Source organism: Prauserella cavernicola (genome assembly GCF_016595675.1).
GTDB classification, from domain to species: Bacteria; Actinomycetota; Actinomycetes; order Mycobacteriales; family Pseudonocardiaceae; genus Prauserella_A; species Prauserella_A cavernicola.
The window spans coordinates 164,545-186,174 of record NZ_JAENJH010000008.1; the positions used below are offsets into that span (position 1 = coordinate 164,545).

Below are 21,630 nucleotides of genomic sequence, written 5' to 3' on the forward strand. Positions count from 1 at the left end.
ACGGCATGGCCGTGACACGTCGAAAGCCGGGGGGCCGATGCCAACGCGAGAAATCCCTACTGTCGTCACCGATCCGCCGTGGGTGAAGGTGCTGGTGTGGCTTGGTCTCCCGCTCGCGGGGGGCGGTCTGCTGCTCCTGCTCAAGCACGCGGTGGGGTGGCTGCTGAACCTTCCGTGGGTACCGTTCCAGGGCCCGCTCGAACTGTTCGACAGCATCGCTGATCCGCTCGCCACGAGCGCCGCGGTGGCCATCGGCGTGGTCGGCGGACTCGTGCTCGCGTTCTTCGCGACCAGAGCCGGAACGGCGGTGACGGTCTCGGAACAGCAGGTGGTGCTCACCCGCGGAGAACGCACACAGGAGGTCGCGGGCGACGCCGTGTCCGGCGTGTTCCGCGACGGCGGCGAGCTCGTGGTGCTGGGGCACGACGGCGCGGAGCGAGCCAGGGACGAGTGCGACCTGCCCGCGTCGAAGGTCGCGGCCGCGTTCACCGAGCACGGCTACCGGTGGCTGGACGGAGATCCGCACGAGGACGAGTACCGCCGCTGGGTTCCGGAGACACCGGGACTGCCCACCGGCGCCGACGCGCTGCTGAAGGCCCGTGAGCGAGCACTCTCGAAGGGCGACTCCGGCAAGGCCGACATTCGCGATCTGCGCGAGGAACTGGGCCGGCTCGGCGTGGTCGTCCGGGACCGCAAGAAGCGGCAGTACTGGCGGCTGACGCAGAACTGAACGGTCCACAATGGTCTACTCGGTCCGGTCGCTGGGCTGACGACTCTCGCCTGGTCGTCAGCGCAGCGAGGCGCTGGGACGATGCACGATTCGGGCCAGACCGTACGACCGTCACCATCGCCGCGGACGGCGTGACACTGCGACGCCGCTCCACTGGTCCTTTCGAGGGTCTGCTGATTCCGCATGCCGGACTCCGTTGACCCTTGGTGGATATCAGGGAAAGATCGTCAGACGTCAACGTTGTCACTCGCCCGGCCACGCGGGAGGAGGCCCGATGTCACGGCTGACCTCGCAGGCCGCTCTGGCCGAGTTGCGACCCGGAGACGAGGAGCCGGCAGTTGACGTCCGGGCCGATGGTTCCTGGCCCGACCTGCGCCGATGACCCTGCCTGCATGAACCCGCCACCTCAGCGAGGAGGACCCACATGGCGAGCGCCCAGGATCCGGACACTGCAGCGAACGCCCCGAGCGCGACCTCGGCCCCCAGGGGACTCAGCCGGCGATCGGTCCTCGGAGCCGGAGCCGCCGGGACGCTGGCCCTCGGCTTGTTCCCGACCGCGAGCCGCGCGACGCCGAAGGCGCGCCCCAACGTCCTGATCGTCGTCGCGGACGACTGGGGCTATCCGCACGCCGGAGCCTATGCGGACCCGGCCGCACTGACCCCGGTCTTCGACCGCGTCGCGGGCGAGGGAGCCCTCTTCACCCATGCCTTCGCCGCGGCACCGTCGTGCACCCCCTCGCGGAACGCGATCCTCACCGGCCAGGCTCCTCATCGGCTGGAAGCGGGTGCGAACCTCTGGTCCTCCCTTCCCGCGAGGTTCGCCTCGTACCCCGACCTCCTCGAGAAAACGGGTTACCGCGTCGGCAAGACGCAAAAGGCGTACGGCCCGGGAAGCCTGGACGAACGCCCCCGGGACCCGGCAGGTCCGGACTTCGCGGACTTCGGCCAGTTCCTCCAGGAACAACCGGCCGACGTCCCGTTCGCGTTCTGGCTCGGTTCGGCCGATCCGCACCGCCCCTATGACCCGGCACTCGGCGAGGCGTCGGACATCGACAGTGCGGCGGTCGACGTTCCGCCCTATCTGCCCGACACCCCCGAGGTCCGCGAGGACATCGTGAACTACCTCGCGGAGGTGCAGCGCTTCGATCGCCGACTGGACGACGCGCTCGCGCTGATCGAGGACCGCGGGCTCGCCGACAACACCATCGTGGTGGTGACCAGCGACAACGGCTGGCCGTGGCCGCGGGCGAAAGCCACCGTCTACGACGCCGGCACCCGCGTGCCGCTGGCCATCCGCTGGCCTGGCCACGTCGCACCCGGCACCGTCGTCGATCGGCTGACCGTGCTCAGCGACCTCGCACCCACGTTCCTGGAAGCGGCCGGAATCGAGATCCCCGCGGACTTCACGGGGCAGTCGCTGATCCCGACGCTGACCGAGTCCGCGCCGCCACGCGATTTCGTCGTTCTCGAGCGCGAGCGGCACGCACGCTCCCGCGAGCCCAACCTCGCCTACCCGGCGCGTGCGGTGCGCACCGCGGATTGGCTCTACATTCGCAACTACTTCCCCGAGCGGTGGCCGGCGGGCGACCCCGATCTCTCCGCTTCGCAAGGGGTCTTCAGCGATATCGACGCGGGGCCGACCAAGACCCAACTGATCGACCGTCGTCAGCAACCAGGTTTCGTCACACCATTCCGTCTCGCGACCGGCAAGCGTGGCGCCGAAGAGCTCTACGACCTGCGCACGGATCCCCACAGTCTTGCCGATCTGGCCGACGATCCCAAGTACGCCGCCGTGAAGGCCCACCTGGCCGGCAAGCTGCTGGCCTGGCAGCGCCACACCGGTGACCTTCGGGCGGCGAACCCGCGAGACCGGTTCTGGGACAACGTCCCGTACTACGGTCCCAGCGACGTCACCTGACCGGACGCCGGCCGGCGCCCTCCACTTCTACAGACCGAGACCTGAGTGGTCCACAATGGACCTGTTAGATCACCAGCACCCGCCGGCCGCGCGCGTGGCCGGACTGGCTGTCGGCGTGCGCCGCGGCGGCGTCGGCGAGCGGGTACGTCTTCTCCACCGGGATGTGCAGCCGTCCCCGTGAGATGAGGTCGACGGCCTCGGCGAGCGCGTCCGGCACGCTCCCGGCCACGCCGGAGAACCGGACGCCCAGCTCGGGCGCACCGAGATCGGCGATGGTGAGCACCCGGTTCCGGTCCCCGGTGAGCTCGACGAGTTCGCGGATCACGCCGGAGCCCGCCAGGTCGAGCGCCGCGTCGACCCTGCCGAGCGCGCGGACCCGCTCGACCCAGCCTTCGCCGTACGTCGTGGCGAGCGCGCCCAGTCCCCGCAGGTAGTCCTGGTTCGCGGCCCCCGCCGTACCGATCACCGTGATTCCGCGGTCGCGGGCGATCTGCAGCACCGCCGACCCGACGCCGCCCGACGCGCCGCTGACCAGCAGCGTCTGCCCCGGCCGAACTCCGACCTCGCCGAGGATGCGCAGCGCGGTCTCGACCACCGACGGATACCCGGCCGCCTCCTCGAAGGTCAGCCTCTCCGGCAGGTGCGTCCAGGCCGACAGCACGGCGAGCTCGGCGTAGGTGTCGATGCCCTCGCCGAACACGCGGTCGCCGACCTCGAACCCGGTCACACCCTCGCCGAGTTCGTCCACCACGCCTGCCGCGTCCAGCCCGACACCGGAGGGCAGCTCGATGGGATGGGCTCCCAGAACCTGACCCTCGCGGATCCTCCAGTCGACGGGATTCACCCCCGCCGCCCGCACGGCGATCCGTACCTGGCCGGGGCCCGCGTGGGGCTCCTCGGCGTCGACCAGCTGCAGGACCTCGGGACCGCCGAACTCGGCGAAGCGCACGCTCTTCATGAGATCGACAGTAACACTAACCGTTAGTTTTTTGGAACTGTTACACCTTTGGATCTGCTAGCGTCAGCGGGTGACCGTGCCGACCGGACGTCGTGAGCGCAAGAAGGCCGCGACCCGCCAGAAGATCGCCGACACCGCACTGCGGCTCTTCCTGGAACGCGGGTACGACGCGGTGGGCATCCGGGACGTGGCCGCCGAGGCCGACGTCGCCGTCACCACGCTCTTCGCCCACTTCACCTCCAAAGAGGCCCTGGTGTTCGAGCAGGACCACGACTTCGAACAGCGCCTCGCCCACGCGGTCTCCGCCAGGGAACCGGGCGAACCGCTCATCCCCGCACTGCGCCACGAGATCCTGGCCCTGGTGCGGCACTGCACGGCGGAAGGCAGCGCACCGATCTGGCGCATGATCGACGCCTCACCCGCGCTGCGGCAGTACGAGGAGACGATGCGGTTGCGCCACGCGGAATCGCTGGCCGAGGCCATCGCCGCCGATCCGGACCTGGACCGGACCGCGATGGCCTGCCGGACGATCGCGCGGTTCGTGATCGACGCCCACTCGCTCGCCCGCGAGGCGGCCGATCCGGACGCGGCGGTGGACGAGATCTTCCGGATGATCGAGGGCGCCTGGGACGCCGCCGACGTGCGCGCCGCCGCGAACTCCTGAGCGTTCGGGCGCACCTACCGCGTCGGCACGACGTCGCCTCGCGACCGACGCCAGGCCTCCAGTTCGGCCATGGTCGGGTACGAGGGACGTGCTCCGGGCCGGGTCGCCGCGCACGCTCCCACCTCGGACGCGAGCGCGGCCGCCGCGACGAGGTCGAGACCGTGCGCGAGGCCGTAGCCGACGGCGCCGGCGAAGGCGTCCCCGCTGCCGGTCGTGTCGACGGCGCGGACTCGAACGGCGGGGACAGGCGTGTGCTCGCCGGACTCGAAGACGACGGACCCCCGGGAACCGAGTGTCACGATCGCGCGGTCGATTCCGCGGCGCCGCAGCGCGGCCGCGACCTGCGCGCGGTCGTCGGTGACGTGCGGGGTCGCGGTGTCCGGCAGCAGCCGGGCCAGTTCGTGGTCGTTGACGATCACCACGAAGCAGTCCCGGAGGAGGTCGGCGTCCACCGGTTGGTAGGGCGACAGATTGAGCACCACCTTCGCGCCGTTGGCCGCGGCACGCCGTGCGCACGCGGCGACGGTCTCGACCGGGATCTCGAGGGCCATGAGCACGACGTCGGCCTCCGAGACCGCGGCGTCGACCTCGCCGGTCACGGTCAGCCTCGCGTTGGCGCCCTGCGCGACGACGATCGCGTTCTCGCCGTCGGCGTCGACGCTGATGAACGCCGATCCGGTCGGGTGGTCCCGGCTCACGAGGATCCGCCCCGACCCGATCCCGAGGCCGCGAAGGTCGTGCTCGACCGTCCGCGCCGCGGCGTCGTCACCGAGCATCGCGACGAGCTCGACGTCGCCGCCGAGCAGCCGCGCGGCGGCGGCCTGGTTGAAGGACTTGCCACCGACGCCGGTGTGGACGGACTCGGCCAGCAGGGTCTCCCCCGGCCTCGCGATCGAGGGCACGCGGAAGGAATGGTCGAGGTTCACCGACCCGATGCTGAGGATTCGACCTGTACTCAATGGACACTCCTGATGTCGTCGGCCGTCGTCTCCGCCGTCACGGGGCGCGGGATCGCGAACGAGACCGCCAGGGCGGCGATCAGCAGTACCGCGCTGCCGATCGCCGCGGCGACGTAGCCGGAGGCGGGTGCCGAGGGCGACGGGGTCGCCGCCGCCTGGATCGTGTAGATGACCAGGAAGCTCAGCCCAGCGCCGATGTTGAACGCCCCGTTGTTCAGCCCGGGAAGCGAACCCGGGCGGTCCGCCGGACTGAGGACGACGCCGAGCCCGTTGAGCATGATGTTCGCGATGCCGGCGTAGGTGACGCCCACCCAGACGGCGATCACGAACAGGAAGACCGTGGTCGCGCTCGGCGCCCCGATGGCCAGCGCGAGCATTCCCACCGCCGCGCCCGCGATGCCCAGGCGCAGAATGCTCCGGTAGCCGAGGCTCGCGGCGAGCCGCCCGGAGAGCGGCCCGACCAGCAGCCCCGCGACAGCGTACGGCGTCAGGACGAGCGCCGACACCGCCTCGGCGCTGAGCCGGACACCCAGCGCGCCGTCCTGCGCGAGCGCAGGAAGAATGCCGTTCATCATCGCGAAGACGCCGCCGAGGGTGAGGGCGGTCGTCGTGACCAGAGCCCAGGTCGATCGTTCTCGCAGCTGGGAGATCGGCACCAGTGGCGCGGGCAGGCGTTGTTCGACGAGCCAGAACACCGCGAAGGTCACCGCCGCGAGCACGGCGGTTCCGATCGCGATCCACCAGTTCGCGGCACCGAGCTTGCCCATCTCGTTGAGGGCGATCAGGGCCGCACCGACGGCGGCGACGAGCAGCACCGTTCCGATGATGTCCAGCCGTCGGCGGTCCGGCGCGAAGGATTCGCTGGTCAGCAAGCGCACCAGGAGCGCCGCGGCGACCGCAACCGCCGCCATGGTCCAGAAGAGGGACTCGAACCCGTGGTTGGTCACGAGGTAGCCACCGAGGAGCGCGTCGAACCCGGCGATCCCGCCGTTGACCGCGGTCACCACGCCCATGAGCGTCCCGTACCTCTTCGGCTCGGCCACCTCGACGCGCAGCATCACCAGCACGATCGGGATCACGGGCCCGGACGCGCCCTGGAGGATGCGGCCGGCGAAGAGCAGCTCGATGTTCGGCGCGAGCGCGGCGACCACGCACCCCACGGCCATCACCAGTAGCGCGCCGCACAGGACCCGGCGGCGGCCTGCGATGTCGGCCAGGCGGGGCAAGAAGAGCGAGAACATCGCCGCGGTGGTGAAGAACGCGGTTTGCGTATTCGCCACGGCACTCGCGCTGGCGTCCAATTGCCGCTCAATCGACACGAGCGCCGGACTGAGCATACTCGCGTTCAGCTGGAAAGCCAGACACGCGGAAAGCAGCGCCACCATCAGGATTGTGACCGACGGTTCGGTCCGGGTTCTGTTCACTGGCATCATTGCCGGCACTTTCTGTCGGAATCAGTTTCGTGATAGAATCAATTGCTTGTCATTGGATTCGACGGTGAGGTAGCGGTGGTTTCACTTCGGGATGTCGCAGACGCCGCGGGAGTCTCGATCGCGACGGCGTCGCGAGCACTCGGAGGCAAGGGGCGAGTGTCGGAGGCGACGACGCGCCTGGTGCGCGAGACCGCCGACCGTCTCGGCTATCAGGTGAACGCACTGGGCAAGGCGCTCAGGGAAGGTTCGGACGGCGTTGTCGGAATCGTTGTTCCCATGGTCAGCAATCCGTTCTACGCAGCACTGGTCCACGAGTTCGAGGACCAACTTTCCAGACTGAACCTGAAATTGCTCATCGCGGACTCGCACGGTGAACTCGACCGCGAACTGGAGCGACTCGAAGCATTGGCCGGTCGACGGGTTCGGGGAATTTTCGCCGTCCCGGCGTATTTCGATCGATCACGTCCCGCCATTTCGAAGATTGCGCGGCAACTGCCGCTGGTGCAGGTCGACCGCCGGGTCGAGGACGACTCGGCGCTGGCCTTCGTCGGCGTCGACAACGCCGATGGAATCGGGCAGGCACTGCGGCACGTCGCGGAGCAGGGAGCAGGCACCGTGGTGTTCGTCGGCGCGGACGACCGGACCTCGGTGGGCCGCGAGCGCCGACGGGCATTCGAGACGGTCGTGGAACAGCTCGGGCTCGCGGCGCAGGAGCCGATCATCGACCGGTATCTCTTCGAGTTCGGCCTGTCGGCGGCGGAGCGGTTGCGGGACCGCCCCACCCTGCCGGACGCGGTGATCGCCGGTGACGACCTCATCGCCACCGGACTCCTCGCCGGGTTCGCCCGCCACGGGGTGTCGGTGCCGGGCGACGTGCTGATCACCGGTTTCGACGGCACGATCCTCGCCGACATCTGCAATCCGACGTTGACGACGGTGCAGCAGCCCATGGCCACGATCGCGGAAGCGGGCGTCGAGGAGTTGCTGCGCAAGATCGACGACACCGGTGCCGCCGGAGCGCACGTTCGGCTTCCCACCACGTTGCGCCGCGGCGATTCGACGGGCGCTCGCGTCACGAGTTCGGCGTCCCACAGCGCTACCTGAGCGCCGCGACGGCCTCGCGGATCAGCTGCCAGAACAGCGGGACGTCCAGCGTGATCGCGATGTCGGCGTTCGGTTCCTTGCCCAGCATGTCGTGCAGGTCGACCGCCGTGGCTCCCGACGTGAACTCGCCCGTGGTCTCGACGTCGATGTGGCTGCGCTGGATGGTGGCGACGGCGCGGTTGATCGCGATCGCGACGGTGATCGGGTCGTGCAGCGGTCCCTCCGGCATGCTCTCGACGGCATCGTAGGTGCCGCAGAAGAAGCGGAGCAGTTCGACGCCGAACGCACTGGTCTCGTTGCCGATCGCGGCGATCGACTCGATCACCTCGGACGTGATCAGCGCCTGGTGCGAGATGTTGAGCCCGACCATCGTCAACGGCAGGCCGGACCTGACGACCAGGTCGGCCGCCTCGGGATCGACCCACGCGTTGAACTCGGGATAGGCGCCGACGTTGCCCCGCCCCGTCGAGCCGCCCATCCAGATGATCTCGGCGATCTTCGCGCCGAGGCCAGGTCGCTGTTCCAGCAGCGTCGCGATGTTGGTGAGCGGCCCGGTCGGGATCAGGGTGACGGGCTCCGCCGCGCTCTCGAGGAGATCCGCGATCAGTTTGATCGCGCCGCGCTCGTCGAGTGGGACCGTGGGCGTCGGCAACTCGGGTCCGCCGAGTGCGTTGTCCCCGTGGATCCAGGTCGCCGGCGTGAGTTCACGCCGCAGCGGCTTGTCGGCGCCGGCCGCCACCGGCACACCCTCGACACCGGCCACGGTGAGGGCGACCCGCGCGTTGTGCGTCGTGTGTTCCAGGCGGCCGTTTCCGCCGACCGTCGTGACACCGAGCAGATCGATCGCCGGGTTTCCGGCGGCCAGCCAGAGGGCGAAAACATCGTCATGACCGGGGTCGCAGTCGATGATGACCGGAGTGGGCATACTGCTCCTCACGAGTTGCGTAAACGTTTCCGCATTATCGAGTGGAAACGATTACACCCGTGCCGGAGCTTGTCAAGAGCCGAGAGCCGGTGCCCCGGATGGACCGGCGCCACCGCCATGTGACCGGCCTGGCAGAGTTACTTGCGCTCTCAACAAAATCCGGTACTTGTGGTAGCAGGACCGGTGCGGTCCGTTCACATCACGGGGGTTACATCCATGCGTGTTGGTTTCAGTCTTCCGGTGTTCGGCTCAGCGGCCGCCGAGCCCGGCGCGGTCGCGCGGTACGCGCGCGCCGCAGAGCAGGCGGGGGCGGCGAGCCTCTGGGTCGGCGATCGCCTGCTCTCCCCGGTCGCCCCGACCGTGTCCTACCCGGGCTACGAGACCATGCCCGACGAGTTCGCCGTCGCCCAGGACCCGTTCGTCGTACTGGCCGTCGCCGCGGCGGTGACCGAGACCGTGACCCTCGGGTCCAGCACGATCAACGCTCCCCAGTACCAGCCCACCAACCTCGCGCGGCAGCTGACCAGCATCGACGTCGCCAGCAACGGGCGGCTGCTGGCCGGGCTCGGCATCGGCTGGTCGCCCGAGGAGTACGGCGCCGTCGGCGTCCCGATGGCGGAGCGCGGCAAACGGCTCGACGACACGCTCGACCTGCTGGACGCCTGGTGGACCCAGGACAAGGTGTCGCACGAGGGCATCGGCTACACGGTCCCGGAGTCCCACGTCGGGCTCAAGCCGGTGCGCAAGCCTCCGGTGTACCTGGCCGCGTTCGGTGAGCGGGCACAGCGGCGGGTCGCCGAGCGAGCCGACGGCTGGCTGCCCGTCTGGTCGGTGCCCGAACAGTTCCCCGCCGACGTCGTCACCGGCGCCGTGGCCAAACTCCGGGCGGCCGCCGAGAACGCGGGCCGGGACCCCGAGGCGCTCGGCGTCGCGCTGCGGGTGAACGTCGACCCGGGAACCACGGTGGACGCGATCGCCGAGTCGGTCGCCAAGGTCTCCTCGGTGCTCGAGCCGGACCATCTCTTCGTGGATCTCACCTACCTGACCAGCAGCGTGAACGAGCACATCGACCTCACCGGAACCCTGCTGGAGTTGATCGCCAAGGGCTGATCCGCGCCGCTCAGTCCCCCAGGAGGCGCAGGCCCGCGGCGTGCCTGCGCAGGAAACCCGAGGTCGGAGTGTCGGCGTTCGCGACGGCCTCGGGTGTTCCCTCCGCGACGACCGTGCCCCCGTCCGGTCCGGCTCCCGGCCCCAGGTCGATCACCCAGTCCGCGGACGCGGCGACGGGAACGTCGTGTTCGGCCACCACCACGGTGTTGCCGGAGTCGAGCAGGACATCGAGCGCGTCCACCACCCGTTGCACGTCCGACGGGTGCAGGCCGGAGACGGGTTCGTCGAGCACGACGAGCCCGGCCTTGCGGCCGGTGGCGCCACGCTGGATGGCGGCGGCCAGCTTCAGTCGCTGTGCCTCCCCACCGGACAGTTCGGTGGCGCTCTGGCCGAGCTGGAGGTAGCCGAGCCCGACCTGGCGCAGGGCTTCGAGGGTCTCCGCGAGCTGCCGGGGCTCGCGGAGCCGTTCCGCGGCCTCGGCGACGGTCAGCTCCAGCACCTGGTCGATCGCCAGACCCTGGTACGTGATCCGCAGTGCCTCGGCCCGGTAGCGCCGGCCCTCGCACGCCTCGCAGACCACCCACACGTCCGGCAGGAAATGCATGTCGACGAGCGTGCGGCCGTAGCCGGTGCACGTCTCGCAGCGGCCGCCGTCCGCGGTGTTGAAACTGAACCAGGACGCGGTGAGTCCGAGTTCGCGCGCCGACTCGGTGTCGGCGAACAACGTGCGGACGTGGTCGAAAGCCTTGCTGTAGGTGGCCGGATTGGACCGGGGCGTTCGCCCGAGTGGTTCCTGGTCGACGATCGCGACCCACCCGTGCTGTTCGAGCCCGGTCACCTTGCGCACCGTGTCGCTCGCCGTCCCGGTCAACGCCGCCCGCGCACTCGCCCCGAGAGCGCCGAGCAGTGCGCTCTTGCCGCTGCCGCTCACGCCCGTCAGACACGTCAGCCGACCGACGGGCAGCCGCACCAGCTCGGCCGTCAGGTTGTGCGCACTCACGCCGTGCAGCTGGATCCAGCCGGCGTCGTCGCCGACCGGGCGGCGGGCGCGGCGCACGCGCGGGCCCGCCCCTGCCAGATGCCGCCCGGTCAGCGAGTCCGGGTGGGCGATCACGTCGGCGGGCGGGCCCGACACCAGGACCTCACCACCGAGGCGGCCCGCGCCGGGTCCCATGTCGATCACCCAGTCGGCGTGGGCGATCAGCTCGGGATCGTGCTCCACCAGCAGCACCGTGTTCCCCGCGGCGCGCAGCTCCAGTGCGATGTCGAGCAGCTGCGCCTTGTCGGCCGGGTGCAGCCCGGCTCCGGGCTCGTCCAGGACGAAGGTGATTCCGCTGAGCTCGGTGCTGAGCTGCGCGGCGAGCCGGGTGCGCTGCAGTTCACCACCGGACAGCGTCGCCGCGCTCCGGGACAGCTGGAGATGGGCCAGTCCGAGCCGATCGAGAATGCCGAGCCTGCGGCCGAGGTCCTGCAACAGCGGCGCGCCCACCTCGAGGTGGCGCTCGTCCAGACCATCCGCGACCCGCCCGGTCCAGTCCCGGACCTGCCGGACCGACACCTCGAGCAACTCGGGATAGGTCAGCCCGCCCAACCGCACGGATCGCGCCGCCCCGTCGTAGCCGCTACCGCCGCAGGTGCCGCAGGGCTGCTTGCGCAGGTAGGGCAGGTAGCGCTGTTTCGCGCTGGCGGTCTGCGCGTTGAGGAACACGCGCTCCACCTCGGCGAGCGCGCCACGCAGCGGCTGGCTGGAGGTGTAGGTCATGCGTGCGGTCTCGTGCCTGTTCGGGACCTCGACGCTCGCCTCGATGCTCTCCTCCCCCGTGCCGTACAGCACGCTGTGGCGGAACTCCTCGGGCAGCGACTGCCAGGGCCTGGCCAGGTCCACGTCGCGCTTCGCGGCGAGCGCGGGGACGAACGCGTGCTCACCCGAGCGCCACTTGGCGTACCAGGGCGAGGCACCGTCGAAGAGCGGAAGCTCGGGGTGGGTGATGATCAGGTCTTCCTGCGCCTGCCAGCGCCCGCCCACTCCGTGGCAGTCCGCGCAGGAGCCCTCGCTGGAGTTGCGGTCGAAGTGAGCCGTCGTCAGGTGCTCGCCGCCGCCGGCCGGAAGCCGTGAGTACAACAACCCCAGGTGCCCGTCGATGCCCGTCATCGTCGCGACCGTGGACCGGGGGTTGCGGTTGAGGCGGCGCTGGTCGACGGCGAGCGTGGCCCCGAGGCCGAGGATGCGGTCGACCTTCGGCCGGTTTCGCTGGGTGATGTACTGCCGCACGAACGGCGACAGCCCTTCCAGGTACCGCAGTTGGGCCTCGTTGTGCAGGGTGTCGATCGCCAGCGAGGTCTTGCCGCTGCCGCTCACCCCGGTGAAGGCCACCAGCCGTCCCTTGGGAATGCCGACCGACACGTCGCGCAGGTTGTTGGTGCGAGCCCCCACGACGTCGATGGACTCGGTGCTCGCGATGTCCCGGATCGAGATCGACACGCGTCACTCCGCCGAGTCGTCGCTCGGCGTGAGCTTGGTGAGGTCGGGTGCGTAGACGGCCATCCAGTGCGGGCGCACCCGGAAGTAGACGATGTCGTTGTCCCAGTCGAAGGCGTTCTCGCCGTAGAAGTCCTTGAAGTAGGCGAGAAGGTACGGCCAGTCCGCGGCGGGCTCGGTGCCCTGCGGGTTCAGCACCTCCGCCGTGCCGTGCGTGAACACCCCCAGGTCCTCACCGACCAGGTACGCGGCGCTGACGGCGGGACGCGCGGTCAGATGGCGGGCCTTGGCGGCGCCGCGCGCCGTACCGAAATGCCACTTCCCGTGCAGGAAGTGCCCGTCGACGGCGCTGATCCGCGGCTCACCCTTCGCCGTCACGGTGGACACCGCCAGCGTGCGCATGCCCGTGAGCACTCCGGCGAGCCGCTCCGCCGACACCGTGCTCTCGGCGTTGATGATGGAACGCAGATGCGGGGTCGAACCGGGAAGGGACGCGTCCAGGAGTGCCTGCAACTCGGTGAGGTCTTCCGGTGTTTCGCGCATCGAGGCACCCTTCGTCCGTCCATAGGTCTCGGTCCGCACGAGTTCGACGTGCGACCACAGACCCATCGTGGACGCGAACCCTGACAACTTCCGTCAAGGTTGCCTCGATCTTGTGAAAGCGCCCGTCAGCTGTCAGGAGCCAGCCGTCGGAGGATCACATCGACGTTCCCGGGCTCGATCTCTCGAACGAAGGCGACCGGAACCTCGTCTGGTGCGAACTCGGGGTAGTCCAGGTCCGCACCCCGGTCGGTCACGATCGCGACGCCGAACGCGAACGCGTGCGTTACGTCAAGCACGACCATGTCTCATGGCACCGCGAACTCGGCGAACTTCACCAACGCCTCCCGCAAGTTCCGGGGCCCGCAGGCGACCTGGAACCGCAGGCCATCAGACCACCAGTGGACCCAGTCCTGATCGCTGCGGTCCACCGTGACGCGGTCCAGCCGACGCCCGTCCAGACACGTCTCGGCGAGATCGACTCGAACGGACCACCCGGGGTTGTCGAGAGTCCCTATCCGCACGCCTTGTTGGTGCTCCCAGTCCTCGTCGCAGTGATCGTGATACCACGCCCGCAGAAACTCGAACGGATCATCGGCCATGGGCGCCTATCAATTCGTGAGCGCGGGTCAGTGTTCCCGGGCGATCGCGGTCGACGCCCTCGCATGGAGTCGCGGCGGCGGGTCGGAGATGATCGTTCGCTGCGTCCGGGGCGTGTCCGTGAGCAGGAGGCGGACGGCCGTCTCGCCCATTTCCCGCAGCGGCAGGCTGACGGTGGTCAGCGACGGCACCAGGTGCTCGCTGATCCAGGTGTCGTGCACGGCGGCGATCGAGAGGTCACCGGGCACGGCGATGTCGAGTTCCGCGGCGGCCCGGAGCATGCCGATGCCGATGAGCGAGTTCCCTCCGATGAGGGCGGTGGGCCGGTCGCGCGTGTTCTCCCATCGCCCGGCCAGTGTCCGCAGGCCCGCACGGCCCGCCTCGGCCGACCACGTGAGATGGGCGGTGTCCTCGTCGCGCAGCGTGTGTCCTGCCTCGGCGAGCGCGTCGCGCACGCCCTGTTCCCTGAGCAGGTTCGTGGGCGAGTCGTGCGGCCCGGAGATGAGCCCGATCCTCGCGTGCCCGAGCGCGAGGAGGTGCTCGGTGAGCATCCTCGTCGCGGCGACCTCGTCCGGGGCCACGAGCGGGGCCACCGTGTCCGTCGACTTCGGCGGCGCGTTCACGATCACGGTCGGCAGTGCGCGGGCGATCTCGGCGATGCGCTGATCGAACTCACCGTGTCCGCCCTGGACGATCAGCCCGTCGACCCGCTTGCCGTTGATGAAGATCCGGTACGCCTCGTCGTCGGTGAGCAGTTCGTCGACGTCGCCGAGCACCAGGAAGTAGTTGTTGGCGGCGGCCTCGGTGCGCGCACCCTGCAGCAGGTCCAGATAAATCGGGCTGGACAGGTTGTGGACGACCAGGCCGAGCAGGCCCGTCCGCTGCTGGCGCAGGGTCTTCGCGGCGATGTTGGGCACGTAGCCGAGTTGCTCGGCCGCTTCGAGCACGCGGGCCTTGGTCTCGGGGGTGGCGCGGACGTTCGGGTCGGCGTTGAGGACGCGGGACGCCAGCGGGGCGGAGACCTGCGCGGCGGCGGCGACGTCCGCGAGCCGGACGCCGCCGCGCTGCCGCCGCGGCCGGTGGGGTTGTTCCTTGCTCCGTCCCTGCATTCCCCAACTATGCCTGGTCGACCTCGTCCCGGGTGCCGCCGGACTGGGCGGCGGCCCGCGGTGCCACGAGTGCCCGCGTCTCCGGCAGCAGGAACATGCCGACCGCCGCCAGCGCCATGAGCACGAGGCAGTAGAGCGCCACCAGCCAGTAGGCACCTCCCGCTGCCTCCGTCAACGCGGCCGCGACGAAGGGCAGCGTGCCACCGACGAGCGCGCCGGTGATCTCGCGGCTGAACGTCACGCCGGTGTAGCGGTACCGCACGTCGAACAGCTCCGACATGAAACCCGACTGGGCGGCGAGCATCGCGTCGTTGCACAACGTGAACACGAGCACGAAGGCGATCCAGATCAGGATCGGGGTTCCGGTGTTGAGCAGGAAGAAGAACGGATAGATGAGCACGGCCGCGCCGATGGCTCCGGCGAGGAACACCGGCCGCCGCCCGTGCCGGTCGGAGAGCCAGCCCGCGATCGGGATGGTGACCAGCTTGAGGAGGTTGCCGATGATGATTCCGGTGAGCCCGATCCACGCGGGGGCGCCGACCACCGACGAGAGGTAGGTCAGGGCGTACACCGAGGGCAGGTAGCTGGCCACGTTGGGGCCGATGCTGGCGAGCATCGCGAGCGGGACCTTGCGGCCCGCGGACCGGAACAGCTCCGACAGCGCCACGCGCGGAACGTCGCGCTTCGCCTTGGATCCCTCGAACTCCGGGCTCTCCGGAACGCGCAGGCGGATCACGATGCCCGCGACGCACACGAGGATGCTGGCGATGAACGCCACCCGCCAGCCCCAGGACAGGAAGTCCTCCTCGGGCAGCGTCGTGTTCAGCAGCGTCAGCACGCCCGTCGCCAGCAGCGCTCCCGCGGCGTTTCCCGCACCGGGCAGCGCGGCGTTCAGCCCACGCGAGGAGGCCTGGGAGTGCTCGGCCGCCAGCAGTGTCGCGCCCGCGTACTCACCGCCCGCGCCGACACCCTGCAGGATCCGCAGGACGATCAGCAGCACGGGTGCGGCGATGCCGATCGTGGTGAAGTCGGGGATGAACCCGATGAGCGCCGAGGAGATCCCCATCAGGACCAGGGTGAGGAACAGCATCTGGCGGCGTCCGTAGCGGTCGCCGAGAATGCCGATGATCACACCGCCGACCGGCCGGGCGAAGAACCCCACCGCGAACGCGGCGAACGAGGCCAGCGTCGCCAGGAACGGGTCACCCGACGGGAAGAAGACCATGGGGAAGACCACGGCGCTCGCGGTCGCGTAGAGGGAGAAGTCGTACCACTCCAGCGCCGTGCCGACGGTCGCGCCGACTGTCGCCTTGTTGATTCGAAACGTCATTGTTCGCTCATCCCTTCAAGGCGAGGCGGACGGAGACGGTGACCGGCACCGGCCGTGCCTCGGTGTCGACGGCGGTGCCGACCATGCGCAGGAAGCCGCCGAAATGTGCGACGCGGACGAAGCCCGTGTCGGTGAGCTCCAGCTCGGTTCCCTCGTCCAGCCAGCGGATGCCGTCCGGACTCACCTGCACGCGGAGCGCGAGTCGCGTGCCGGGCGTGAGGTCGTGGGTCTCGACGAAGAAGATGGCCTCGTCGGCCCAGCCGCATTCGTACGGGTGCGTCTCGACGGCGGTGTCGAAGCGCTGTCGCAACTCGACGACGGAGGTGTAGAAGGTCTTCACGAGCGCTCTCCCGTCTCCGCCGAGATGACGACGGAGTCGACGAACAGCGAGACGCGACGGTCGGTGTCCGCCTCGACGAAGAACACCGGGTTCAGCAGTCCCTCGATGTCGTTGTAGGCCGGCGCCAGCGTCGGGTGCGCCCCGTCGGGAAAACTGAACCGTCGCGTGCCGACCCGGAACTCCTCATAGGACCGGGTCTCGAGGTTCACGGTGAGCGAGAGCGGCATCCAGTTGAGCTTGTCGTCGGACTCGTTGTAGATCAGGTGCTGCGCGCCGTCGGGGAACCAGGTGGTGGCGACGGTGGAGCCGTCTGCGCGACGGGCTCCGAACCACTGTGGATCGATCCCGGCCTTGTGCCAGCCGTCCGCACCGTAGCTCCACTGCTCGTCGGTGACGTCGGTCGGGCTGTAGAACTGCCAGCGCCGCACGGGCTGTCCGGCCACGGCGTTCACGTACCGCACGCCGGGCATGTAGCGGTGCACCTCGTCCTGCAGGTCGACGAAGAGCCCGAACGCCCGCACGTCGTCGACCCCGAGACCGGGCCGGTCCTGCTCGGCCTTGTACGCGATCAGCGCCTCGACCCGCACGCGCCTGGTCCCAGCGGGCACGGCAAGTCGCTTGATCGACAATCCCATCGACCCCGGGGCGGGTGGCTCGTCCGGGGGCGCCGCGGCGGCCCGGCTGGAGATCTTGAGCGAATAGGTGCCCTGCGCGGACCCGTGTGTGCCGCCGAACGCGAAGGTCGCCGAGCTCAGCATCGTCGGACCCCAGTGGATCAGATCGATGTCGTCGGAGTGCTCGCGGAACCCGGGGGCGACGAAGTTCGGACGCAGGTCGAGCCACCCGCTCATCCCCCTGTCGAAGTCGTCGGCGACCAGGACACGTGGGAGTGGATCGAAGAAACCGGTGCTTGTCATATCTCTTCTCGACGGGTAACTCTTGCCTGAACAATCGATTTATCATGACCACAGCGACGCCGGTCCGTCAAGCCCGGACGGGCGGCGTAGCCGACCGGTCACCCACAGCGCCACCGATGGCGCGTGACGGCGAGGAGCAGCGATGACGAACAATGGCGGCGTGCACACGCCGACATACGACCGCGCAGACGTGAGCCCGGGGATCCTGCATTTCGGGGTCGGGAACTTCCATCGGTCCCATCAGGCGGCCTACCTCGACCGGCTGCTCCGCCAGGGCCAGGCGAGCGACTGGGGGATCATCGGGGTCGGGCTGCTCCCCCGCGACGCGCAGCTGGGCGAGATCCTGCACGCACAGGACTTCACCTACACGCTCGTGGAACTCGGCGGCGACGGCCGCAGGACAGCGACCCGGATCTCGTCGATCATCGACTTCGTCCACGCGCCGGCCGAGCCGGAGCGCGTGCGGGAACACCTGGTGTCACCGGAGATCCGCATCGTCTCGCTGACCATCACCGAAGGCGGCTACAACACCTCCGACGTCACCGGCGAGTTCGACACGTCCAACCCGGACATCCTGGCGGACGTGGGGGCTCAGCATCCGCGGACCGTCTTCGGGATCCTCGCCGAGGGGCTGCACCTGCGCCGCGGCAAGGGACTCGCGCCGTTCACCGTGGTCTCGTGCGACAACGTCCCCGGCAACGGCGGCGTCATCCGCCGCGCACTGGTCGCGTTCGCGCGCCTGGCCTACGACGACGAGTTCGCCGATTGGATCGACGCCTCGGTGTCCTTTCCGGACAGCATGGTCGACCGCATCACCCCGGTGACCACCGACGCCGAACGCGCGCTGGTGCGCGACGACTTCGGCATCGACGACGCCTGGCCCGTCGTCTGCGAACCGTTCACCCAGTGGGTCCTCGAGGACGACTTCACCCTCGGCAGGCCGCCGTGGGAGGACGCGGGCGTGCAGCTGGTCGAGGATGTCGCACCGTACGAGCTCATGAAGATCCGCCTGCTCAACGGCAGCCACCAGGCCATCGCGCACGCCGGGATCCTGCGCGGCCACACCTATGTGCACGAGGCCATGGCGGACGCGGAGATCGTCGGCCTCGTCCGGCGCTACATGGTCGGCGAAGCGGCTCACACGCTGCATCCCGTGCCGGGCATCGACCTCACGCAGTACATGGACCAGCTACTGGAGCGGTTCGCGAATCCGAACATCCGCGACACCCTCACCCGGCTCGCCACCGACGCCAGCGACCGCCTGCCGAAGTTCCTCGTGCCCGTCGCGACACAGCTGTCGCAGGCAGGTGAGCCCGCACCGGCGTCGGCGAGCGTGCTCGCCGCGTGGGCGGTCCGCTCCGGCCGGGACCTGCACGCGGGCAGGACGCTCAACGACCGGCAGGCCGAACGCCTCGAAGCCGCGTTGCGAGGCACCGACGCCGACCCGGCCGGTTTCCTCGCGAACAGCGACTGGTTCGACAACCTGATCGACGACCCGCGCTTCACGGTCGACTTCCGCCACGCACACCAGGAGTACAGCCACGTCTGATCGTGACCGCTCAGCGCAGCTCGAGCCGCTCGATCACGCGGCGCACCTCGGCGCGGTCCGCATCGGGCAGGCCGAGCAGCGGCCGGGGCAGGCACGGGCGCGTCGCCAGGCCGAGTTCCTCCGCGACGCCCGCGATCACCCGGAAGCTTCCGTGCCGGGCGAACAGGTCCCACAGCGGCCGCAGGTGGCCGGAGGCCTCGACGGCACCGGACGTGTCACCGGCCTGGGCGGCGCGGGTGATCCGGAGCGCGGGTTCGGGCAGCGTGCCGCCGAGCACCGAGTACCACGCGTCGCAGCCCGCGACGAGGCCCGTCGCGGCGACGGGGTCACCGCTGACGCCGATGGTGACGTGACCGGGCAGGATCGAGCGCAGCGACCGGATCCGCGCGGCGGCCTCGGCGGGATCGGCCGGCACGCCGGGGATCTTGATCGAGGCGACGTGCGGCAGCGCGGCCACCCGGGCGTAGAGCTCGTCGGTGAAGGCGAAATGCGTGGTGCCGGGGTTGTCGTAGACCACCAGCGGCACCGAGAGGTTCGCGGTGACGTCGCCGTAGAGGCCTGCGACGTCGTCGTGCGTCAGTGGCTGGTACGACACGGGCGCCAGCAGGACGCCGGACACTCCCGCCCGCTGGGCGTCCTCGGTCAGGTGCAGGACGTCGCGCGTGGCCAGCGCACCGACCCCGGCCAGGACGGGAACTCCGTCCGCGTGCCGGAGCGCGAGCTCGATGACGCGGCGCCGCTCCGCCCGGTCGAGGTAGGCGTACGAGCCGGTGGAGCCCAGCACCGTGATGCTGTCCACTCCGGCCGCGACGAGACGCCGGACCAGTGCGGTGACAGCCAGTTCGTCGATCTCGCCGCCGTGCTGCGGGGTGAGAGGGAAGGCGCTGAGCCCGGTGAACGACACGTGTTCCTCCTCAACGGACGGCGGCGAACGCGAGCACGTCGCGCGGCTTCTCCCGGTCGCCGACAGTAAATGTCCTGGGACGAACTTTCCAGCCGTTTGTGAGTCGGGGCGCAGCGAGCAGCCGGGTGGGCACCTGATGACCCACCCGGCTGCTCGGTGACTCTCGTCAGAACCCGCGTCAGGCGAAGTACGCCGGGTCCAGAGCGGCGATGTGCTGCTCGAGTGCCTTGCGTCCCTCGGCACTGATCGTGGGGTGGGGCGCGCGAACCGGCCCCACGTCGTGCCCGAGCAGCTCGCACGCGGTCTTGACCGCGCTGGTGTAGGGATTCGAGGCGAGGCACACGACCAGGGGCAGCGTCTCCCGCGTGAGCCGGGCGACGGTGGCGTCGTCACCCGCACGCGCGGCCCTGACCATCTGCGCGTACACCGGCATCATGAAGCTGAAGCTGCCGGTCACCAGACCCAGTGCCCCGATGCTGAGCGCCGTACCGGCCAGAACATCCTCGCCACAGAACGTGCCGACATCGTCGGCGTGCTCGCTGACCAGTGCGCTCAGCAGCAGCGCGTCCCCGCTGGAGTCCTTGACATAGCGGATGTTGTCGTGCGCGCGGGCCAGGCCGACGATCAGGTCGGTGTCCATCGCCAGGCCCGTGCCGTGGGGATAGTTGTAGAGCATGACCGGCAACTCGGTGGACGTGGCGACAGCGCCGAAGTACTCCTCGGCCTCGGTGCGCGACAGCGCGTCGAAGAACGGTGGCGTCACCATCAGCCCCGCCGCACCGACCGCTCCGGCGTGCTCACCGTGGCGCAGAGCCTCGGCCGTCGAGAGCCCGCCGGTCTGGGCGAGCACCGGCACCCGGCCTGCCGCCTGGTCGACGGTGACGGCCACGACCTGCTGCCGTTCCTCGGGGGTCAGCGCGACGAACTCACCGGTGCCGCCGCAGGCGATGATCCCGTCGACTCCCGCACCGATGATGCGGTCGACCAGATCCCGCAGCGGCTTCTCGGCGACCGCGGAGCCGTCGGAGGTGAAGGGGGTGACGATCGCGGCGAAGGCGCCGTGGATGCTCATGTCCTGTGGTCCTCTCTGGATGTTCGGGTGGGATCTGCCCGGTGCCTCGCGGCGTCAGCCCGCGGTGGCCAACGCCGCGAACGCCTGCTCGAAGTCCTTGCGGGCGCGCGTTTCCGAGTCCGGGTCCAGCGGCAGCCGGGGCAGCCGCACCGGGCCGCCGTGCCGCCCGGCCATGTCCATCGCGAGCTTGATGGCCTGGATGAACGTGTGTCGCGAGTCCCAGGCGAACGCGTCGTGGACCTGGCGGTACAGGGGCACCGCCTGTTCGAGGTCTCCGGCGACGGCGAGGTCGTAGAGCCGGCGGCACTCGCGCGGGAACGCATTCGAGAAACCGCCGATCCAGCCCACGGCGCCGACGAGGACCAGTTCCAGCAGAACGTCGTCGGCACCGGCGAGGACGTCGATCTGCGGAGCCAGGTTGCGGATCTGGTGAGCCCGGCGCACGTCACCGGAGAACTCCTTGACAGCGACGATGTTGTCGAACTCGGCGATGCGGGCGATCAGGTCCGGGCTCAGATCGACGTTGGTGTCGAAGGGATTGTTGTAGGCGACCACCGGCAGGCCCACCTTAGACAGCTCGCGATAGTGCGCCACCACCTCGTCCGCGTTGGCCCGGTAGGCCGTCGGCGGCAGCGAGAGCAGACCGTCGGCGCCGGCTTCCAGCGCCTGGTCGGCCCATCGGCGCGACTCGTCGGCGCCGTAGGCTCCGGTGCCGGGAATGACGGAGAACCCGTCCGGGGCCGCCTCCACCGCGGCACGCACGATGTCGGCGCGTTCCTGCGCGGTGAGCACCTGGTACTCGCCGAGTGAGCCGTTGGGGCTGACGCCGTCGCAGCCGTTCTCGGCCAGCCAGGCGACGTGCTCCTGCACCTTGTCGAGGTCGACCGAGAGGTCGTCCTTGAGCGGCAGCGCCGCGGCCACCACGATTCCATGCCACACAGCCATGATGTGCTCCCTGTCTTGAGTGATCGGTAACGTGCTACTGGTGC

General features: G+C 69.8%; 21 protein-coding genes. 6 read left to right on the plus strand and 15 right to left on the minus strand.

What is annotated here, in order from left to right; all coding sequences use genetic code 11:
* Positions 1–37: 37 nt before the first annotated feature.
* Together JHE00_RS26455 and JHE00_RS26460 are read left to right on the plus strand one after the other, a co-directional pair.
* On the plus strand, positions 38–730 hold the full coding sequence (locus JHE00_RS26455; RefSeq protein ID WP_443678464.1) for a YqeB family protein: 693 nt from the start codon (positions 38–40) through the stop codon (positions 728–730).
* Positions 731–1,154: 424 nt separating this feature from the next.
* Positions 1,155–2,648, plus strand: a complete 1,494-nt coding sequence (locus JHE00_RS26460; RefSeq protein ID WP_200323065.1) for a sulfatase family protein — start codon at positions 1,155–1,157, stop codon at positions 2,646–2,648.
* A gap of 64 nt (positions 2,649–2,712) precedes the next feature.
* Here JHE00_RS26460 and JHE00_RS26465 read toward each other — a convergent pair whose 3' ends face one another.
* Positions 2,713–3,606: an NADP-dependent oxidoreductase gene (locus tag JHE00_RS26465; protein ID WP_200323067.1), complete on the minus strand. Its 894-nt coding sequence runs from the start codon at positions 3,604–3,606 to the stop codon at positions 2,713–2,715.
* 70 nt (positions 3,607–3,676) lie between these two features.
* Between JHE00_RS26465 and JHE00_RS26470 the strand changes: the two genes are divergently transcribed.
* Entirely contained in the window at positions 3,677–4,270 is a 594-nt protein-coding gene (locus JHE00_RS26470; RefSeq protein WP_200323068.1) for a TetR/AcrR family transcriptional regulator, read from the plus strand.
* A 14-nt stretch (positions 4,271–4,284) separates the two neighbouring features.
* Here JHE00_RS26470 and JHE00_RS26475 read toward each other — a convergent pair whose 3' ends face one another.
* Both JHE00_RS26475 and JHE00_RS26480 read right to left on the minus strand, forming a co-directional pair.
* Positions 4,285–5,229, minus strand: coding sequence for a ribokinase (locus tag JHE00_RS26475; RefSeq protein ID WP_200323070.1), 945 nt, complete (start codon positions 5,227–5,229; stop codon positions 4,285–4,287).
* Positions 5,226–6,662 (minus strand): MFS transporter, encoded by a 1,437-nt coding sequence (locus tag JHE00_RS26480; protein WP_200323353.1) that lies wholly within the window; start codon positions 6,660–6,662, stop codon positions 5,226–5,228. The genes JHE00_RS26475 and JHE00_RS26480 overlap by 4 nt, the downstream gene beginning before the upstream one ends.
* Before the next feature lie 75 nt (positions 6,663–6,737).
* On the opposite strand from JHE00_RS26480, the gene JHE00_RS26485 reads away from it, so the two are divergent.
* Positions 6,738–7,766, plus strand: a complete 1,029-nt coding sequence (locus JHE00_RS26485) for a LacI family DNA-binding transcriptional regulator (protein ID WP_200323072.1) — start codon at positions 6,738–6,740, stop codon at positions 7,764–7,766.
* On the opposite strand, the gene JHE00_RS26490 is transcribed toward JHE00_RS26485, so the two are convergent.
* Complete coding sequence (locus JHE00_RS26490; RefSeq protein WP_200323074.1) at positions 7,759–8,691, minus strand: nucleoside hydrolase; 933 nt, start codon at positions 8,689–8,691, stop codon at positions 7,759–7,761. The genes JHE00_RS26485 and JHE00_RS26490 overlap by 8 nt on opposite strands.
* Positions 8,692–8,907: 216 nt before the next feature.
* Between JHE00_RS26490 and JHE00_RS26495 the strand changes: the two genes are divergently transcribed.
* Entirely contained in the window at positions 8,908–9,801 is an 894-nt protein-coding gene (locus JHE00_RS26495; RefSeq protein ID WP_200323076.1) for a TIGR03619 family F420-dependent LLM class oxidoreductase, read from the plus strand.
* A 10-nt stretch (positions 9,802–9,811) separates the two neighbouring features.
* Here JHE00_RS26495 and JHE00_RS26500 read toward each other — a convergent pair whose 3' ends face one another.
* The 8 genes from JHE00_RS26500 to JHE00_RS26535 all read right to left on the minus strand — a co-directional run bounded on the left by JHE00_RS26500 (position 9,812) and on the right by JHE00_RS26535 (position 17,116).
* A complete protein-coding gene (locus tag JHE00_RS26500) occupies positions 9,812–12,283 on the minus strand; it encodes an excinuclease ABC subunit UvrA (protein ID WP_307832121.1) in 2,472 nt (823 codons plus the stop codon).
* A gap of 3 nt (positions 12,284–12,286) precedes the next feature.
* The gene (locus JHE00_RS26505) at positions 12,287–12,823 is read right to left on the minus strand and encodes a pyridoxamine 5'-phosphate oxidase family protein (protein WP_200323078.1); all 537 of its coding nucleotides are present in this window, start codon (positions 12,821–12,823) and stop codon (positions 12,287–12,289) included.
* Between the two features lie 125 nt (positions 12,824–12,948).
* Complete coding sequence (locus JHE00_RS26510) at positions 12,949–13,119, minus strand: hypothetical protein (protein ID WP_200323080.1); 171 nt, start codon at positions 13,117–13,119, stop codon at positions 12,949–12,951.
* A 9-nt stretch (positions 13,120–13,128) separates the two neighbouring features.
* Positions 13,129–13,422 carry an immunity 53 family protein gene (locus JHE00_RS26515; protein WP_200323082.1) on the minus strand — a complete coding sequence of 98 codons (294 nt, stop codon included), beginning with the start codon at positions 13,420–13,422 and terminating at the stop codon, positions 13,129–13,131.
* Positions 13,423–13,449: 27 nt separating this feature from the next.
* Positions 13,450–14,529, minus strand: coding sequence for a LacI family DNA-binding transcriptional regulator (locus tag JHE00_RS26520; RefSeq protein WP_200323084.1), 1,080 nt, complete (start codon positions 14,527–14,529; stop codon positions 13,450–13,452).
* Positions 14,530–14,536: 7 nt separating this feature from the next.
* Positions 14,537–15,859 (minus strand): MFS transporter, encoded by a 1,323-nt coding sequence (locus JHE00_RS26525; RefSeq protein WP_200323086.1) that lies wholly within the window; start codon positions 15,857–15,859, stop codon positions 14,537–14,539.
* Positions 15,860–15,866: 7 nt separating this feature from the next.
* Entirely contained in the window at positions 15,867–16,199 is a 333-nt protein-coding gene (locus JHE00_RS26530; RefSeq protein WP_200323088.1) for a hypothetical protein, read from the minus strand.
* A complete protein-coding gene (locus JHE00_RS26535) occupies positions 16,196–17,116 on the minus strand; it encodes a DUF6772 family protein (protein ID WP_200323090.1) in 921 nt (306 codons plus the stop codon). The genes JHE00_RS26530 and JHE00_RS26535 overlap by 4 nt, the downstream gene beginning before the upstream one ends.
* A gap of 142 nt (positions 17,117–17,258) precedes the next feature.
* Between JHE00_RS26535 and JHE00_RS26540 the strand changes: the two genes are divergently transcribed.
* On the plus strand, positions 17,259–18,665 hold the full coding sequence (locus tag JHE00_RS26540) for a mannitol dehydrogenase family protein (RefSeq protein ID WP_200323092.1): 1,407 nt from the start codon (positions 17,259–17,261) through the stop codon (positions 18,663–18,665).
* 10 nt (positions 18,666–18,675) lie between these two features.
* Here JHE00_RS26540 and JHE00_RS26545 read toward each other — a convergent pair whose 3' ends face one another.
* The 3 genes from JHE00_RS26545 to JHE00_RS26555 form a co-directional block, all read right to left on the minus strand.
* Positions 18,676–19,569 carry a dihydrodipicolinate synthase family protein gene (locus JHE00_RS26545; RefSeq protein ID WP_200323093.1) on the minus strand — a complete coding sequence of 298 codons (894 nt, stop codon included), beginning with the start codon at positions 19,567–19,569 and terminating at the stop codon, positions 18,676–18,678.
* A 178-nt stretch (positions 19,570–19,747) separates the two neighbouring features.
* Positions 19,748–20,641, minus strand: coding sequence for a dihydrodipicolinate synthase family protein (locus JHE00_RS26550; protein WP_200323095.1), 894 nt, complete (start codon positions 20,639–20,641; stop codon positions 19,748–19,750).
* A gap of 54 nt (positions 20,642–20,695) precedes the next feature.
* Positions 20,696–21,586, minus strand: a complete 891-nt coding sequence (locus JHE00_RS26555; RefSeq protein WP_200323097.1) for a dihydrodipicolinate synthase family protein — start codon at positions 21,584–21,586, stop codon at positions 20,696–20,698.
* Positions 21,587–21,630: the final 44 nt, after the last annotated feature.

Coding starts and splice junctions, on each gene's coding strand:
- JHE00_RS26455 (WP_443678464.1), top strand. CDS start 38: ATGCCAACGCGAGAAATCCCTACTGTCGTCACCGATCCGCCGTGGGTG.
- JHE00_RS26460 (WP_200323065.1), top strand. CDS start 1,155: ATGGCGAGCGCCCAGGATCCGGACACTGCAGCGAACGCCCCGAGCGCG.
- JHE00_RS26465 (WP_200323067.1), bottom strand. CDS start 3,606: ATGAAGAGCGTGCGCTTCGCCGAGTTCGGCGGTCCCGAGGTCCTGCAG.
- JHE00_RS26480 (WP_200323353.1), bottom strand. CDS start 6,662: ATGATGCCAGTGAACAGAACCCGGACCGAACCGTCGGTCACAATCCTG.
- JHE00_RS26490 (WP_200323074.1), bottom strand. CDS start 8,691: ATGCCCACTCCGGTCATCATCGACTGCGACCCCGGTCATGACGATGTT.
- JHE00_RS26495 (WP_200323076.1), top strand. CDS start 8,908: ATGCGTGTTGGTTTCAGTCTTCCGGTGTTCGGCTCAGCGGCCGCCGAG.
- JHE00_RS26505 (WP_200323078.1), bottom strand. CDS start 12,823: ATGCGCGAAACACCGGAAGACCTCACCGAGTTGCAGGCACTCCTGGAC.
- JHE00_RS26515 (WP_200323082.1), bottom strand. CDS start 13,422: ATGGCCGATGATCCGTTCGAGTTTCTGCGGGCGTGGTATCACGATCAC.
- JHE00_RS26520 (WP_200323084.1), bottom strand. CDS start 14,529: ATGCAGGGACGGAGCAAGGAACAACCCCACCGGCCGCGGCGGCAGCGC.
- JHE00_RS26525 (WP_200323086.1), bottom strand. CDS start 15,859: ATGACGTTTCGAATCAACAAGGCGACAGTCGGCGCGACCGTCGGCACG.
- JHE00_RS26535 (WP_200323090.1), bottom strand. CDS start 17,116: ATGACAAGCACCGGTTTCTTCGATCCACTCCCACGTGTCCTGGTCGCC.
- JHE00_RS26540 (WP_200323092.1), top strand. CDS start 17,259: ATGACGAACAATGGCGGCGTGCACACGCCGACATACGACCGCGCAGAC.
- JHE00_RS26550 (WP_200323095.1), bottom strand. CDS start 20,641: ATGAGCATCCACGGCGCCTTCGCCGCGATCGTCACCCCCTTCACCTCC.
- JHE00_RS26555 (WP_200323097.1), bottom strand. CDS start 21,586: ATGGCTGTGTGGCATGGAATCGTGGTGGCCGCGGCGCTGCCGCTCAAG.